Below are 16,752 nucleotides of genomic sequence, written 5' to 3'. Positions count from 1 at the left end.
GTTCATAACAAAGTTAAAGCCGGGTGATACTTTACCCGGCTCGCAGAATGACATCAGTAACTATTATTTGCGTGTCAGCTTTTCCAGATCCGCTTCAATCTCACTGATCTTATTGGTTACCACTGACTCCAGGTGACGCAAGTCATCGAGGATCTTACGCTTAAGATCAACTTCGCTACGGTCACGCTGGCAGATTTGATCAAGCTCATCAATGATATAACGAAGATTTGGGCTGATTTCCTGCACTTCTTTATAACCCTGACCCACACCATCGGCGACCACCGTTTTGCGCTGACGCGGATATTTAAACTTCACGCTCTTGGCGAAAAACTCACCTTTGTCTTTCTGAAAATAGATTTTCAGAATATCGTTGTTGGCTTCCTGCCGGAGGCTGTAACGATCAATTTCTTCAGGATTGGTAATACCCAGACTTTTCAGATTGTCGTACATAGCGTTACCTCAAAATGAGTCAGTAAATTGTGCTTATCTTAGCATTTGGCCTGGCCCGCCCGGCTCGACTGTGATCGCGGAAAGCCTTTTTCTTCCAGACTTCTATCATGGCGTAAAATTTAAAAAATTACCTGCTTTATTCTGGCGATATTCCAGAGGATGGATTAGCACATTTATCTTCGTTTTGCGAATTACATGACAGTCCAAAAAAGATGAAAAAGTATTTAAAAGAAGAGACAAGAATGAGTAGGGCGAATTAATCTGAGTCAGAAAGCACACGGGCAGCATCGTGCTGCCCGTTTGCATACTTTTAGTCGATGGTACGCAGCAGTTCGTTAATACCGACTTTACCGCGAGTTTTCGCGTCAACTTTCTTAACGATAACGGCACAATAAAGGCTGTATTTGCCATCTTTCGACGGCAGGTTGCCAGAAACAACCACAGAGCCTGCCGGAACGCGACCGTAGTGGATTTCGCCGGTTTCACGGTCGTAAATACGGGTGCTCTGACCGATGTATACGCCCATGGAAATAACGGAACCTTCTTCGACAATCACCCCTTCAACCACTTCAGAGCGCGCGCCGATGAAGCAGTTGTCTTCAATGATGGTCGGGTTAGCCTGTAGCGGCTCCAGCACGCCGCCAATGCCTACACCGCCAGACAGGTGCACGTTTTTACCAATCTGCGCACAGGAACCGACGGTCGCCCAGGTATCAACCATGGTGCCTTCATCAACATATGCGCCGATGTTGACGTAAGACGGCATCAGCACGGTGTTACGGGCAATAAACGCACCCTGACGTACCGCCGCTGGTGGTACAACACGGAAGCCTTCTTTCTGGAAACGTGCTTCGTCGTAGTTGGCGAATTTCATCGGCACTTTATCGAAGTAGCGGCTTTCTGCCCCTTCGATCACCTGATTATCATTAATACGGAAAGAGAGCAGCACCGCTTTTTTCAACCACTGATGCGTCACCCACTGACCGTCAATTTTTTCCGCAACACGCAGCGCGCCAGAGTCCAGCAGCGAGATCACCTGATTTACCGCTTCGCGGGTAACAGTGTCTGCATTGGCTGGCGTGATTTCGGCACGGCGTTCAAAAGCGGTTTCAATAATGTTCTGTAACTGCTGCATTGTTAAACTCTTTTCATATCAGTAAACACATCACCCTTTATCGTTTGGATTGAGGGCCTCTGTCAACCGCTGATGCACTTCCTGCTGCAACTCATTATTAAGCGCACGTCGGTCGGCGGTGGCGATTATGAATAAATCTTCTACTCGCTCACCAATGGTTGTAATTCGGGCGCCATGAAGCGAAATTCCCAGATCGGCAAAAATTTTCCCCACCCGTGCCAGCAGTCCTGGTTGGTCGAGGGCGATCAGTTCGAGGAATGATTTTCGGTCGGTATGGGTCGGCAAAAACGTCACTTCGGTTTCAACAGTAAAGTGACGTAATTTGGCGGGTTGACGACGCGGCTGCGGTGGCTGCCAGCTACTTTGTGTCAGTACTTGCTCCAGACCAAAGCGAATAACCTCATGGCGATCTGCGGATAGCGGGCTGCCATCCGGCTCCAGCACAATGAAGGTATCCATCGCCATACCGTCGCGGGTCGTGAAAATTTGCGCGTCATGAACGCTTAAATTGCGGCGGTCTAATTCGGCACACACGGCAGCAAACAGATACGGCCGATCAGGGCTCCAGATAAATATCTCCGTACCGCCGCGCGTAGCCTGTGGGCTAAGTAATACCAGCGGCTTGCTTAAATCATGCTGTAATAAATGTCGAGCGTGCCAGGCCAGTTGATTTGGGCTATGGCGGACAAAATAGTTAGCGCGACAGCGTGACCAGATCTGGTGTAGCGCCTCTTCGTCGATATTGTCCATACGCAGCAGCGCCAGTGCCTGAAGCTGGTGATGGCGAACTCGTTCGCGCATATCTGGCGTGTTTTGCATTCCGCGTCGTAGCTGTTTTTCGGTGGCAAAATAGAGTTCGCGCAACAGACTCTGCTTCCAGCTATTCCACAGCGTTTCGTTAGTGGCGCAAATATCGGCTACCGTCAGACAGACCAGAAAACGCAGTCGATTTTCCGTTTGTACTTCTTCGGCGAATTGTTTGATGACTTCCGGATCCTGAATATCGCGGCGCTGGGCGGTGACCGACATCAGCAAGTGCTGGCGAACCAGCCAGGCGACCAGTTGCGTTTCGCGCGAGTTCAGGCCGTGCAGTTCGGCAAAATGCACCACGTCTTGTGCGCCGAGTATGGAGTGGTCACCGCCGCGCCCTTTGGCGATATCGTGAAACAGTGCGGCGATAAAAATCAGCTCTGGTGATGGCAGGCGCGGCCAGACGTCCACACACAACGGATGGCGCTGGCGCGTTTCTTCACTGGCAAAACTCTCCAGTTTCAACATCACGCGAATGGTATGTTCATCCACTGTGTAAGCGTGGAACAGGTCAAACTGCATCTGCCCGACGATATGCGACCATTGGGGCATATAGGCGCCCAGCACGCTATGGCGATGCATTGGCAGTAACCCGCGACGCATTGCGCCGGGGTGACGCAGAATGCTCAAAAATAGCTTTCGCGCTTCCGGAATGTTGCACAGTGGTTGTTGCAGATGACGGCGGGCGTGACGTAACTGGCGCAGCGTGGTGGAGTAAATGCCGGTGATCGCACTGTTGCGTACCATAGTGTAGAACATACGCAAGATGGCTTCCGGCTGGCGCATAAATAGTGTTTCATCACGCAGGTCGATAAGCGTACCGCGTAGCTGAAACTCATCGTCAATCGGACGCGGCTTTTCATCGGCGGGCAGGGCGAGGATGGCTTCATCAAACAGTTGTAGCAGCATCTGGTTGAGTTCGCTGACGCGGCGCGTGACGCGGAAGTAATCCTTCATCATCCGCTCGACCGGTTCGTTACCTTCACCACTGTAATTCAGACGCTGGGCGACGCTAAGCTGGCGATCAAACAACAGGCGGTTATCGTAACGGCTGACGACCAGATGCAGGGCAAAGCGAATACGCCACAAAATATGCAGGCACTCGTTTAATTCTGCTCGTTCCGCTGAGGTTAAGAAGCCAAACCCGACCATTTCATCCAGCGATGTTGCGCCAAAATGGCGGCGGGCCACCCACTGTAAAGTGTGAATATCACGCAAGCCCCCGGGGCTGCTTTTGATGTCTGGCTCAAGGTTGTAGCTGGTGCCGTGGTAACGCTGGTGGCGCTGGTTCTGTTCTTCAACTTTCGCCGCGTAGAACTTGTCGGAAGGCCAGAATCCTTCGCTGAAAATGTGTTTTTGCAGTTCGAGAAATAGCGCAACATCGCCAATCAACAAGCGTGATTCAATTAAATTGGTGGCTACGGTTAAATCCGATAACCCTTCCAGGATGCATTCTTCAAGTGTCCGCACGCTATGACCGACTTCCAGCTTCACATCCCAGAGCAGCGTTAACAACTCGCCTACTTTTTGTGCCTGGTCGTCCGGCAGTTTCTTGCGGCTTAAGATCAGTAAATCGACGTCCGAAAGTGGATGCAGCTCGCCACGACCATAGCCACCGACAGCGACCAGCGCCAGGTCGGCAATCTGACTGAAACCGGCTTCAATCCACAAGCGTTGCAGGAGTTGGTCGATAAACTCGGTGCGGGCTTCAATCAACTGTTCTGCGGAGATCCCGCTATCAAAGGCATCGCCCAGCCAACGCTGAAAGGTATCAATATGGGCTTTTATCCCAGAGACGGTTAATTCGTCACGGGGCCAGACGCATGGATTTTGCGGTTGACCGGGCAGGGTGGGGAGAGCGGTATTTGCGTACTGTTCTGGAAGGGTATTCATTGTGCGCCACCCATAAGATTAAATTATCGCATTAAAAAAGCCGGCATTCGCCGGCTTCAGATTGTTGACAAAGTGCACGTGTTCATGCCGGATGCGGCGTGAAGGCCTTATCCGGCCTACAACTCCTTGCAAATTCAATATATTGCAGGAGAAAGTAGGCCTGATAAGCGTAGCGCATCAGGCATTTTTGCGTTTGTCTGCCTCTTATTCGTCGTGCGAGATTATCGCCGGGATGGTGTCATCCTTGCGTAGCGTCAGAATTTCGCAGCCGTTATCAGTCACCACAATAGTATGCTCGTATTGTGCAGACAAGCTGCGATCTTTGGTTTTTACCGTCCAGCCATCTTTCATGGTGCGGATCTCTTTTTTACCCGCGTTGACCATTGGCTCGATGGTGAAGGTCATCCCCGGTTTCAGCACGACGTTGGTTTCAGGTGAGTCATAGTGCAGCACTTGCGGCTCTTCGTGGAAGCCGCGACCAATACCGTGTCCGCAATATTCACGAACGACAGAGAAGCCTTCTGCTTCGACAAATTTCTGAATTGCCGCGCCGATTTCGCGCAGATTAATACCTGGTTTTACCATGCGTAGCGCCAGGTACAGACTTTCCTGCGTCACGCGGCACAGGCGTTCGCCCATGATGGTCGGTTTACCGACGATAAACATTTTCGAGGTGTCGCCGTGGAAACCATCTTTGATTACGGTGACGTCAATGTTAACGATGTCACCGTCTTTCAGCAGTTTGGCGTCGTCCGGGATACCGTGGCACACCACTTCATTAATAGAGATGCAAACGGATTTCGGATAACCGTGATAGCCGAGGCAGGCCGAAACCGCGTGTTGTTCATTAACAATATAATCATTACAGATGCGATCCAGCTCGCCGGTGCTGACGCCCGGTTTAACATAGGGTTCGATCATCTCCAGCACTTCGGCAGCCAGGCGGCCAGCGACGCGCATTTTTTCGATATCTTCAGGGGTCTTGATTGAGATAGCCATTAATTCTGTCCATCAGCGTCGGTGATACCGACAATATATATGTAAGTGCTGTCAATGGTATCACACCCTGTCAAATTGAGAATCATTCTGAACTTCGCGAAACGTGCCACCGAGGGTTTTCTATAATAGAAAATTTAGCGTCTGATGCTGTACACAGCGCCAACAATTATTGGAGTCCACGGCGTATTTGTGGTATAAAGCGCGCCGGACTTCCGATCCATTTCGTATACACAGACTGGACGGGAGCGACAATCTCACTTTGTGTAACAACACACACGTATCGGCACATATTCCGGGGTGCCCTTTGGGGTCGGTAATATGGGATACGTGGAGGCATAACCCCAACTTTTATATAGAGGTTTTAATCATGGCAACTGTTTCCATGCGCGACATGCTCAAGGCTGGTGTTCACTTCGGTCACCAGACCCGTTACTGGAACCCGAAAATGAAGCCGTTCATCTTCGGTGCGCGTAACAAAGTTCACATCATCAACCTTGAGAAAACTGTACCGATGTTCAACGAAGCTCTGGCTGAACTGAACAAGATTGCTTCTCGCAAAGGTAAAATCCTTTTCGTTGGTACTAAACGCGCTGCAAGCGAAGCGGTGAAAGACGCTGCTCTGAGCTGCGACCAGTTCTTCGTGAACCATCGCTGGCTGGGCGGTATGCTGACTAACTGGAAAACCGTTCGTCAGTCCATCAAACGTCTGAAAGACCTGGAAACTCAGTCTCAGGACGGTACTTTCGACAAGCTGACCAAGAAAGAAGCGCTGATGCGCACTCGTGAGCTGGAGAAACTGGAAAACAGCCTGGGCGGTATCAAAGACATGGGCGGTCTGCCGGACGCTCTGTTTGTAATCGATGCTGACCACGAACACATTGCTATCAAAGAAGCAAACAACCTGGGTATTCCGGTATTTGCTATCGTTGATACCAACTCTGATCCGGACGGTGTTGACTTCGTTATCCCGGGTAACGACGACGCAATCCGTGCTGTGACCCTGTACCTGGGCGCTGTAGCTGCAACCGTACGTGAAGGCCGTTCTCAGGATCTGGCTTCCCAGGCGGAAGAAAGCTTCGTAGAAGCTGAGTAATAAGGCTTGATAACTCCCCCAAAATAGTTCGAGTTGCAGAAAGGCGGCAAGCTCGATAATTCTTGGGAGCTTACATCAGTAAGTGACCGGGATGAGCGAGCGAAGACAACGCATCTGCGGCACGAAATATGAAGGGGGGAGAGCCCTTATAGACCAGGTAGTACACGTTTGGTTAGGGGGCCTGCATATGGCCCCCTTTTTCACTTTTATATCTGTGCGGTTTAATTCCGGGCAGATCACATCTCCGAGGATTTTAGAATGGCTGAAATTACCGCATCCCTGGTAAAAGAGCTGCGTGAGCGTACTGGCGCAGGCATGATGGATTGCAAAAAAGCACTGACTGAAGCTAACGGCGACATCGAGCTGGCAATCGAAAACATGCGTAAGTCCGGTGCTATCAAAGCAGCGAAAAAAGCAGGCAACGTTGCTGCTGATGGCGTGATCAAAACCAAAATCGACGGCAACTACGGCATCATTCTGGAAGTTAACTGCCAGACTGACTTCGTAGCAAAAGACGCTGGTTTCCAGGCGTTCGCAGACAAAGTTCTGGACGCAGCTGTTGCTGGCAAAATCACTGACGTTGAAGTTCTGAAAGCACAGTTCGAAGAAGAACGCGTTGCGCTGGTAGCGAAAATTGGTGAAAACATCAACATTCGCCGCGTTGCTGCGCTGGAAGGCGACGTTCTGGGTTCTTATCAGCACGGTGCGCGTATCGGCGTTCTGGTTGCTGCTAAAGACGCTGACGAAGAGCTGGTTAAACACATCGCTATGCACGTTGCTGCAAGCAAGCCGGAATTCATCAAGCCGGAAGACGTATCTGCTGAAGTGGTAGAGAAAGAATACCAGGTACAGCTGGATATCGCGATGCAGTCTGGTAAGCCGAAAGAAATCGCAGAGAAAATGGTTGAAGGCCGCATGAAGAAATTCACCGGCGAAGTTTCTCTGACCGGTCAGCCGTTCGTTATGGAACCGGCAAAAACTGTTGGTCAGCTGCTGAAAGAGCATAACGCTGAAGTGACTGGCTTCATCCGCTTCGAAGTGGGTGAAGGTATCGAGAAAGTTGAGACTGACTTTGCAGCAGAAGTTGCTGCGATGTCCAAGCAGTCTTAATTATCGAAAAGGAGCCGCCTGAGGGCGGCTTCTTTTTGCGCCCATCTTGTAAATTCAGCTAACCCTTATGGGGCTGCGCTGAAAAGCGACGTACAATGTCGCTAGTATTAATTCATTTCAATCGTTGACAGTCTCAGGAAAGAAACATGGCTACCAATGCAAAACCCGTCTATAAACGCATTCTGCTTAAGTTGAGTGGCGAAGCTCTGCAGGGCACTGAAGGCTTCGGTATTGATGCAAGCATACTGGATCGCATGGCTCAGGAAATCAAAGAACTGGTTGAACTGGGTATTCAGGTTGGTGTGGTGATTGGTGGGGGTAACCTGTTCCGTGGCGCTGGTCTGGCGAAAGCGGGTATGAACCGCGTTGTGGGCGACCACATGGGGATGCTGGCTACCGTAATGAACGGTCTGGCAATGCGTGATGCACTGCACCGCGCCTATGTGAACGCTCGTCTGATGTCCGCTATTCCATTGAATGGCGTATGCGACAGCTACAGCTGGGCAGAAGCTATCAGTCTGTTGCGCAACAACCGTGTGGTGATCCTCTCCGCCGGTACTGGTAATCCATTCTTTACCACTGACTCCGCAGCTTGTCTGCGTGGTATCGAAATTGAAGCCGATGTGGTGCTGAAAGCAACCAAAGTTGACGGTGTGTTTACCGCTGACCCGGCGAAAGATCCAACTGCAACTATGTACGAGCAGCTGACCTACAGTGAAGTGCTGGAAAAAGAGCTGAAAGTAATGGATCTGGCGGCCTTTACGCTGGCTCGTGACCACAAATTACCGATTCGTGTTTTCAACATGAACAAACCGGGTGCGCTGCGCCGTGTGGTAATGGGTGAAAAAGAAGGGACTTTAATCACGGAATAATTCCCGTGATGGATAAATAAGGGTAAGATTCCGCATAAGTATCGCGGGGGCGTAAGTCTGGTTATAAGGCGTTATTGTTGCAGGCAGTTTGGTCACGGCCAGCGCGCAGCAACCGGAGCGTACATAAGTACGTGAGGATAGCGAGCACTGCCCGGGGTCAAAATGGCAAATAAAATAGCCTAATAATCCAGACGATTACCCGTAATATGTTTAATCAGGGCTATACTTAGCACACTTCCACTGTGTGTGACTGTCTGGTCTGACTGAGACAAGTTTTCAAGGATTCGTAACGTGATTAGCGATATCAGAAAAGATGCTGAAGTACGCATGGACAAATGCGTCGAAGCGTTCAAAACCCAAATCAGCAAAATACGCACGGGTCGTGCTTCTCCCAGCCTGCTGGATGGCATTGTCGTGGAATATTACGGCACGCCGACGCCGCTGCGTCAGCTGGCAAGCGTAACGGTAGAAGATTCCCGCACTCTGAAAATCAACGTGTTTGATCGTTCAATGTCTCCGGCCGTTGAAAAAGCGATTATGGCGTCCGATCTCGGCCTGAACCCGAACTCTGCAGGTAGCGACATCCGCGTTCCGCTGCCGCCGCTGACGGAAGAACGTCGTAAAGATCTGACTAAAATCGTTCGTGGTGAAGCTGAACAGGCGCGTGTTGCAGTACGTAACGTGCGTCGTGATGCGAACGACAAAGTGAAAGCACTGTTGAAAGATAAAGAGATCAGCGAAGACGACGATCGCCGTTCTCAGGACGATGTACAGAAACTGACTGATGCTGCAATCAAGAAAATTGAAGCGGCGCTGGCAGACAAAGAAGCAGAACTGATGCAGTTCTGATTTCTTGAACGACAAAAAACGCCGCTCAGTAGATCCTTGCGGATCGGCTGGCGGCGTTTTGCTTTTTATTCTGTCTCAACTCTGGATGTTTCATGAAGCAACTCACCATTCTGGGCTCGACCGGCTCGATTGGTTGCAGCACGCTGGACGTGGTGCGCCATAATCCCGAACACTTCCGCGTAGTTGCGCTGGTGGCAGGCAAAAATGTCACTCGCATGGTAGAACAGTGCCTGGAATTCTCTCCCCGCTATGCCGTAATGGACGATGAAGCGAGTGCGAAACTTCTTAAAACGACGCTACAACAACAGGGTAGTTGCACTGAAGTCTTAAGCGGTCAGCAGGCTGCCTGCGATATGGCGGCGCTTGAAGATGTTGATCAGGTGATGGCGGCGATTGTCGGTGCTGCAGGCCTGTTACCTACGCTTGCTGCTATCCGCGCGGGTAAAACCATACTGCTGGCCAACAAAGAATCACTGGTCACCTGTGGACGTCTGTTTATGGACGCCGTAAAGCAGAGTAAAGCGCAGTTATTACCGGTCGATAGCGAACATAACGCCATTTTTCAGAGTTTACCGCAACCTATCCAGCACAATCTGGGATACGCTGACCTTGAGCAAAATGGCGTGGTGTCCATTTTACTTACCGGGTCTGGTGGCCCTTTCCGTGAGACGCCATTGCACGATTTGGCAACAATGACGCCCGATCAAGCCTGCCGTCATCCGAACTGGTCGATGGGACGTAAAATTTCTGTCGATTCGGCTACCATGATGAACAAAGGTCTGGAATACATTGAAGCGCGTTGGTTGTTTAACGCCAGTGCCAGCCAGATGGAAGTGCTGATTCACCCGCAGTCAGTGATTCACTCAATGGTGCGTTATCAGGACGGCAGCGTTCTGGCGCAACTGGGAGAACCTGATATGCGTACGCCAATTGCCCACACCATGGCATGGCCGAATCGCGTGAACTCTGGCGTGAAGCCGCTCGATTTTTGCAAACTCAGTGCGTTGACATTTGCCGCACCGGATTATGATCGTTATCCATGCCTGAAACTGGCGATGGAGGCGTTCGAACAAGGTCAGGCAGCGACGACAGCATTGAATGCCGCAAACGAAATCACCGTTGCTGCTTTTCTTGCGCAACAAATCCGCTTTACGGATATCGCCGCGTTGAATTTATCCGTACTGGAAAAAATGGATATGCGCGAACCACAATGTGTGGACGATGTGTTATCTGTTGATGCTAATGCGCGTGAAGTCGCCAGAAAAGAGGTGATGCGTCTCGCAAGCTGAGGATAATCCGGCTACAGAGAGTCGCGCTATTTGTTAGCGTAAGGCTTCAGTGATATAGTCTGCGCCATCTGATCGTAAGTAGTTGGCTTTCTAAGATCAGGTATGCCGTGGTTTTACACGGCTTTTTTTTGTATAGGCTTCAGTATTCCTGAGTACCGTAAACCCTGTCAGGGAATAAGAAACGCGTGATGTTGTCTGCTACTCAACCACTTAGCGAAAAATTGCCAGCGCATGGCTGTCGTCATGTTGCGATCATTATGGACGGCAATGGTCGCTGGGCAAAAAAGCAAGGGAAGATTCGTGCCTTTGGGCATAAAGCCGGGGCTAAATCGGTTCGCCGGGCGGTCTCTTTTGCGGCCAACAACGGTATTGAGGCGTTAACGCTGTATGCCTTTAGTAGTGAAAACTGGAACCGACCAGCGCAGGAAGTCAGTGCGTTAATGGAACTGTTTGTGTGGGCGCTTGATAGCGAAGTAAAAAGCCTGCACCGACATAACGTGCGTCTGCGTATTATTGGCGATACCAGTCGTTTTAACTCGCGTTTGCAAGAACGTATTCGTAAATCTGAAGCGTTAACTGCCGGGAATACCGGTCTGACGTTGAATATTGCGGCGAACTACGGTGGACGTTGGGATATAGTCCAGGGTGTCAGGCAACTGGCTGAAAAGGTGCAGCAAGGAAACCTGCAACCAGATCAGATAGATGAAGAGATGCTAAACCAGCATGTCTGTATGCATGAACTGGCCCCTGTAGATTTAGTAATTAGGACTGGGGGGGAGCATCGCATTAGTAACTTTTTGCTTTGGCAAATTGCCTATGCCGAACTTTACTTTACAGATGTTCTCTGGCCCGATTTCGATGAACAAGACTTTGAAGGGGCACTAAATGCCTTTGCTAATCGAGAGCGTCGTTTCGGCGGCACCGAGCCCGGTGATGAAACAGCCTGATGGGGGTCGCTTTTGCTGAAGTATCGCCTGATATCTGCTTTTGTTTTAATACCTGTCGTCATCGCGGCGCTGTTTTTATTGCCGCCGGTAGGGTTCGCTATTGTTACGCTGGTAGTCTGTATGCTGGCAGCGTGGGAATGGGGACAGCTTAGCGGTTTTACCTCTCGCTCGCAGCGGGTATGGCTGGCGGTGCTGTGCGGGTTATTGTTGGCGCTGATGCTTTTTCTGTTGCCGGAATATCACCGAAATATTCATCAACCGCTGGTTGAAATCTCACTTTGGGCTTCGCTGGGTTGGTGGATTGTCGCGCTATTGCTGGTGTTATTCTATCCCGGTTCCGCGACAATATGGCGTAAATCCAAAACATTGCGCATTATCTTTGGCGTGCTAACCATTGTTCCCTTCTTTTGGGGCATGTTGGCGTTACGGGCCTGGCACTATGACGAGAATCATTACAGTGGCGCGATATGGTTGCTCTATGTCATGATCCTGGTCTGGGGCGCTGACTCTGGCGCATATATGTTTGGCAAATTGTTTGGCAAACATAAGCTGGCACCGAAGGTTTCTCCGGGTAAAACCTGGCAAGGCTTTATTGGCGGACTCGCGACCGCAGCGGTAATCTCATGGGGTTATGGCATGTGGGCGAATCTGGACGTTGCACCCGTCACCTTACTCATTTGCTCTATTGTCGCAGCGTTAGCTTCAGTGCTCGGCGATCTGACCGAGAGCATGTTTAAGCGTGAAGCAGGAATTAAGGACAGCGGTCATTTAATTCCAGGACATGGCGGTATTTTGGATCGTATTGATAGCTTGACGGCTGCTGTACCGGTCTTTGCTTGCCTGCTGTTGCTGGTATTCAGGACGCTTTAACGGAAGGTATTATGCTGAGTTTTCTCTGGGATTTGGCTTCGTTCATCGTTGCATTGGGTGTACTCATCACCGTGCATGAATTTGGTCATTTCTGGGTTGCCCGGCGTTGCGGTGTTCGCGTTGAGCGTTTCTCTATAGGTTTTGGTAAGGCGCTCTGGCGCCGAACTGATAAGCTAGGCACCGAATATGTCATCGCCCTGATCCCTTTGGGCGGTTATGTCAAAATGCTGGATGAGCGTGCTGAACCGGTTGTTCCGGAGCTTCGCCACCATGCCTTCAATAATAAATCTGTTGGCCAACGTGCGGCGATCATTGCCGCAGGTCCGGTTGCAAACTTCATTTTTGCTATCTTTGCTTACTGGCTGGTTTTTATCATTGGTGTGCCTGGTGTACGTCCGGTGGTTGGCGAAATAGCAGCCAATTCGATAGCTGCGCAAGCACAAATTGCACCAGGAACGGAACTAAAAGCCGTAGATGGTATCGAAACGCCTGATTGGGATGCCGTGCGTTTGCAGTTGGTCGATAAAATTGGCGATGAAAGCACCACCATTACGGTAGCGCCATTTGGCAGCGACCAACGGCGGGATGTAAAGCTCGATTTACGTCAGTGGGCGTTTGAGCCTGATAAAGAAGATCCAGTATCTTCTTTGGGGATTCGTCCCCGTGGGCCGCAAATTGAACCTGTAGTGGAAAATGTGCAGCCAAATTCGGCGGCAAACAAGGCGGGTTTGCAAGCAGGCGACAGGATCGTTAAAGTCGATGGTCAGCCATTAACGCAATGGGTGACCTTTGTGTTGCTTGTCCGGGATAATCCGGGTAAATCCTTAGCGTTGGAAATCGAAAGGCAGGGGAGTCCCTTGTCTTTGACATTAATCCCGGAGAGTAAACCGGGTAATGGTAAGGCGATTGGTTTTGTCGGTATTGAGCCGAAAGTCATTCCTCTGCCAGATGAGTATAAAGTTGTACGCCAGTATGGGCCGTTCAACGCCATCGTCGAAGCTACGGACAAAACGTGGCAGTTGATGAAGCTGACGGTCAGTATGCTGGGAAAATTGATCACCGGTGATGTGAAACTGAACAACCTCAGTGGGCCGATCTCTATCGCCAAGGGGGCTGGGATGACAGCGGAACTCGGGGTTGTTTATTATCTACCGTTTCTTGCGCTTATTAGCGTGAACTTAGGGATAATTAACCTGTTTCCGTTGCCCGTACTTGACGGGGGGCATCTGCTGTTCCTTGCGATCGAAAAGATCAAGGGCGGACCGGTATCCGAGCGGGTTCAAGACTTTTGTTATCGCATTGGCTCGATTCTGCTGGTGCTGTTAATGGGGCTTGCACTTTTCAATGATTTCTCTCGGTTATGAGAGTTAGTTAGGAAGAACGCATAATAACGATGGCGATGAAAAAGTTGCTCATAGCGTCGCTGCTGTTTAGCAGCGCCACCGTATACGGTGCTGAAGGGTTCGTAGTGAAAGATATTCATTTCGAAGGCCTTCAGCGTGTCGCCGTTGGTGCGGCCCTCCTCAGTATGCCGGTGCGCACAGGCGACACGGTTAATGATGAAGATATCAGTAATACCATTCGCGCTCTGTTTGCTACCGGCAACTTTGAGGATGTTCGCGTCCTTCGTGATGGTGATACCCTTCTGGTTCAGGTAAAAGAACGTCCGACCATTGCCAGCATCACTTTCTCCGGTAACAAATCGGTGAAAGATGACATGCTGAAGCAAAACCTCGAGGCTTCTGGCGTGCGTGTGGGCGAATCTCTTGATCGCACTACCATTGCTGATATCGAAAAAGGTCTGGAAGACTTCTACTATAGCGTCGGTAAATATAGCGCCAGCGTTAAAGCTGTCGTGACCCCGCTGCCGCGCAACCGTGTTGACCTAAAACTGGTGTTCCAGGAAGGGGTGTCAGCTGAAATCCAGCAAATTAACATTGTTGGTAACCATGCTTTCACCACCGACGAACTGATCTCTCATTTCCAACTGCGTGACGAAGTGCCGTGGTGGAACGTGGTAGGCGATCGTAAATACCAGAAACAAAAACTGGCGGGCGACCTTGAAACCCTGCGCAGCTACTATCTGGATCGCGGTTATGCCCGTTTCAACATCGACTCGACCCAGGTCAGTCTGACGCCAGATAAAAAAGGTATTTACGTCACGGTGAACATCACCGAAGGCGATCAGTACAAGCTTTCTGGGGTTGAAGTGAGCGGTAACCTTGCCGGGCACTCCGCTGAAATTGAGCAGCTAACTAAGATCGAGCCGGGCGAGCTGTATAACGGCACCAAAGTGACCAAAATGGAAGATGACATTAAAAAGCTTCTCGGTCGCTATGGTTATGCCTATCCGCGCGTACAGTCGATGCCTGAAATTAACGATGCTGACAAAACCGTTAAATTACGTGTGAACGTTGATGCGGGTAACCGTTTCTATGTGCGTAAGATCCGTTTTGAAGGTAACGATACCTCGAAAGATGCCGTCCTGCGTCGCGAAATGCGTCAGATGGAAGGTGCATGGCTGGGTAGCGATCTGGTCGATCAGGGTAAGGAGCGTCTGAATCGTCTGGGCTTCTTTGAAACGGTCGATACCGATACCCAACGTGTTCCGGGTAGCCCGGACCAGGTTGATGTAGTCTACAAGGTGAAAGAACGTAACACCGGTAGCTTCAACTTCGGTATTGGTTACGGTACTGAAAGTGGCGTGAGCTTCCAGGCTGGCGTGCAACAGGATAACTGGTTAGGTACGGGTTATGCCGTTGGTATCAACGGAACCAAAAACGATTACCAGACCTATGCTGAACTGTCGGTAACCAACCCGTACTTCACCGTAGATGGCGTAAGCCTCGGTGGCCGTCTCTTCTATAATGACTTCCAGGCAGATGACGCCGACCTGTCCGACTATACCAACAAGAGTTATGGTACAGACGTGACGTTGGGCTTCCCGATCAACGAATACAACTCGCTGCGAGCAGGTCTGGGTTATGTACATAACTCCCTGTCCAACATGCAGCCGCAGGTTGCGATGTGGCGTTATCTGTACTCTATGGGTGAACATCCGAGCACCTCTGATCAGGATAACAGCTTCAAAACGGACGACTTCACGTTCAACTATGGTTGGACCTATAACAAGCTTGACCGTGGTTATTTCCCGACAGATGGTTCACGTGTCAACCTGACCGGTAAAGTGACCATTCCGGGATCGGATAACGAATACTACAAAGTGACGTTAGACACGGCGACCTATGTACCGATCGACGACGATCACAAATGGGTTGTTCTGGGTCGTACCCGCTGGGGTTATGGTGATGGTTTAGGCGGCAAAGAGATGCCGTTCTACGAGAACTTCTATGCCGGTGGTTCCAGCACCGTGCGTGGCTTCCAGTCCAACACCATCGGTCCAAAAGCGGTTTACTTCCCGCATCAGGCCAGTAATTATGACCCAGACTATGATTACGAATGTGCGACTCAGGACGGAGCGAAAGACCTGTGTAAATCGGATGATGCTGTAGGCGGTAACGCCATGGCAGTTGCCAGCCTCGAACTCATCACCCCGACGCCGTTCATTAGCGACAAGTATGCTAACTCTGTTCGTACTTCCTTCTTCTGGGATATGGGCACCGTTTGGGATACAAACTGGGATTCCAGCCAATATTCTGGATATCCGGACTATAGTGATCCAAGCAATATCCGTATGTCTGCGGGTATCGCATTACAATGGATGTCCCCATTGGGGCCGTTGGTGTTCTCCTACGCCCAGCCGTTCAAAAAGTACGATGGAGACAAGGCAGAACAGTTCCAGTTTAACATTGGTAAAACCTGGTAAGTGTTCTCCACAAAGGAATGTAGTGGTAGTGTAGCGATGACTTTAGGCGATCAATATAAGATCGCCGGGCCACGCAAAGAACTGCACCCTCCGGTGCAAATGGGATGGTAAGGAGTTTATTGTGAAAAAGTGGTTATTAGCTGCAGGTCTCGGTTTAGCACTGGCAACTTCTGCTCAGGCGGCTGACAAAATTGCAATCGTCAATATGGGCAGCCTGTTCCAGCAGGTAGCACAGAAAACCGGTGTTTCTAACACGCTGGAAAATGAGTTCAAAGGCCGTGCCAGCGAACTGCAGCGTATGGAAACCGATCTGCAAGCTAAAATGAAAAAGCTGCAGTCTATGAAAGCCGGTAGTGATCGTACTAAGCTGGAAAAAGACGTGATGGCTCAGCGCCAGACTTTTGCTCAGAAAGCGCAGGCTTTTGAGCAGGATCGCGCACGTCGTTCCAACGAAGAACGCGGCAAACTGGTTACTCGTATCCAGACTGCTGTGAAATCCGTTGCCAACAGCCAGGATATCGACCTGGTTGTTGATGCAAACGCCGTTGCTTACAACAGCAGCGATGTAAAAGACATCACTGCCGACGTACTGAAACAGGTTAAATAAGT

Annotated in this window: 14 protein-coding genes; 10 read left to right on the top strand and 4 right to left on the bottom strand. The window is 50.5% G+C overall.

Going from position 1 to position 16,752, the window contains the following annotated elements; translation table 11 throughout:
• Window positions 1-63: 63 nt before the first annotated feature.
• From A7098_RS02695 to map, 4 genes are all read right to left on the bottom strand, one after another.
• Window positions 64-450, bottom strand: coding sequence for a DUF3461 family protein (locus A7098_RS02695; protein ID WP_000272188.1), 387 nt, complete (start codon window positions 448-450; stop codon window positions 64-66).
• Between the two features lie 310 nt (window positions 451-760).
• Window positions 761-1,585: a 2,3,4,5-tetrahydropyridine-2,6-dicarboxylate N-succinyltransferase gene (gene dapD, locus A7098_RS02690; RefSeq protein WP_001186663.1), complete on the bottom strand. Its 825-nt coding sequence runs from the start codon at window positions 1,583-1,585 to the stop codon at window positions 761-763.
• A 30-nt stretch (window positions 1,586-1,615) separates the two neighbouring features.
• Window positions 1,616-4,288, bottom strand: coding sequence for a bifunctional uridylyltransferase/uridylyl-removing protein GlnD (gene glnD, locus A7098_RS02685; RefSeq protein WP_001094592.1), 2,673 nt, complete (start codon window positions 4,286-4,288; stop codon window positions 1,616-1,618).
• 204 nt (window positions 4,289-4,492) lie between these two features.
• Entirely contained in the window at window positions 4,493-5,287 is a 795-nt protein-coding gene (map, locus tag A7098_RS02680; protein ID WP_001018198.1) for a type I methionyl aminopeptidase, read from the bottom strand.
• Window positions 5,288-5,654: 367 nt separating this feature from the next.
• On the opposite strand from map, the gene rpsB reads away from it, so the two are divergent.
• From rpsB to skp, 10 genes are all read left to right on the top strand, one after another.
• Entirely contained in the window at window positions 5,655-6,380 is a 726-nt protein-coding gene (gene rpsB, locus A7098_RS02670) for a 30S ribosomal protein S2 (RefSeq protein ID WP_000246882.1), read from the top strand.
• Window positions 6,381-6,638: 258 nt separating this feature from the next.
• Window positions 6,639-7,490: a translation elongation factor Ts gene (gene tsf, locus A7098_RS02660; RefSeq protein WP_105280288.1), complete on the top strand. Its 852-nt coding sequence runs from the start codon at window positions 6,639-6,641 to the stop codon at window positions 7,488-7,490.
• 146 nt (window positions 7,491-7,636) lie between these two features.
• Window positions 7,637-8,362, top strand: coding sequence for a UMP kinase (pyrH, locus tag A7098_RS02655; RefSeq protein WP_000224573.1), 726 nt, complete (start codon window positions 7,637-7,639; stop codon window positions 8,360-8,362).
• A 291-nt stretch (window positions 8,363-8,653) separates the two neighbouring features.
• The gene (gene frr, locus A7098_RS02650) at window positions 8,654-9,211 is read left to right on the top strand and encodes a ribosome recycling factor (protein ID WP_000622418.1); all 558 of its coding nucleotides are present in this window, start codon (window positions 8,654-8,656) and stop codon (window positions 9,209-9,211) included.
• A 92-nt stretch (window positions 9,212-9,303) separates the two neighbouring features.
• Complete coding sequence (ispC, locus tag A7098_RS02645; RefSeq protein ID WP_105280287.1) at window positions 9,304-10,500, top strand: 1-deoxy-D-xylulose-5-phosphate reductoisomerase; 1,197 nt, start codon at window positions 9,304-9,306, stop codon at window positions 10,498-10,500.
• Between the two features lie 188 nt (window positions 10,501-10,688).
• On the top strand, window positions 10,689-11,447 hold the full coding sequence (ispU, locus tag A7098_RS02640; protein ID WP_001295562.1) for a (2E,6E)-farnesyl-diphosphate-specific ditrans,polycis-undecaprenyl-diphosphate synthase: 759 nt from the start codon (window positions 10,689-10,691) through the stop codon (window positions 11,445-11,447).
• Between the two features lie 12 nt (window positions 11,448-11,459).
• Window positions 11,460-12,317: a phosphatidate cytidylyltransferase gene (gene cdsA / locus A7098_RS02635; protein ID WP_105280286.1), complete on the top strand. Its 858-nt coding sequence runs from the start codon at window positions 11,460-11,462 to the stop codon at window positions 12,315-12,317.
• 11 nt (window positions 12,318-12,328) lie between these two features.
• Entirely contained in the window at window positions 12,329-13,681 is a 1,353-nt protein-coding gene (gene rseP / locus A7098_RS02630) for a sigma E protease regulator RseP (RefSeq protein WP_000948224.1), read from the top strand.
• A 29-nt stretch (window positions 13,682-13,710) separates the two neighbouring features.
• Window positions 13,711-16,143 carry an outer membrane protein assembly factor BamA gene (gene bamA, locus A7098_RS02625; protein WP_001240898.1) on the top strand — a complete coding sequence of 811 codons (2,433 nt, stop codon included), beginning with the start codon at window positions 13,711-13,713 and terminating at the stop codon, window positions 16,141-16,143.
• Between the two features lie 121 nt (window positions 16,144-16,264).
• The gene (skp, locus tag A7098_RS02620; protein WP_000758956.1) at window positions 16,265-16,750 is read left to right on the top strand and encodes a molecular chaperone Skp; all 486 of its coding nucleotides are present in this window, start codon (window positions 16,265-16,267) and stop codon (window positions 16,748-16,750) included.
• Window positions 16,751-16,752: the final 2 nt, after the last annotated feature.

Source organism: Escherichia sp. MOD1-EC7011 (genome assembly GCF_002965005.1).
In the GTDB taxonomy this organism is placed as follows: Bacteria; Pseudomonadota; Gammaproteobacteria; order Enterobacterales; family Enterobacteriaceae; genus Escherichia; species Escherichia ruysiae.
This window is presented reverse-complemented; position numbering and strand designations above follow the sequence as displayed.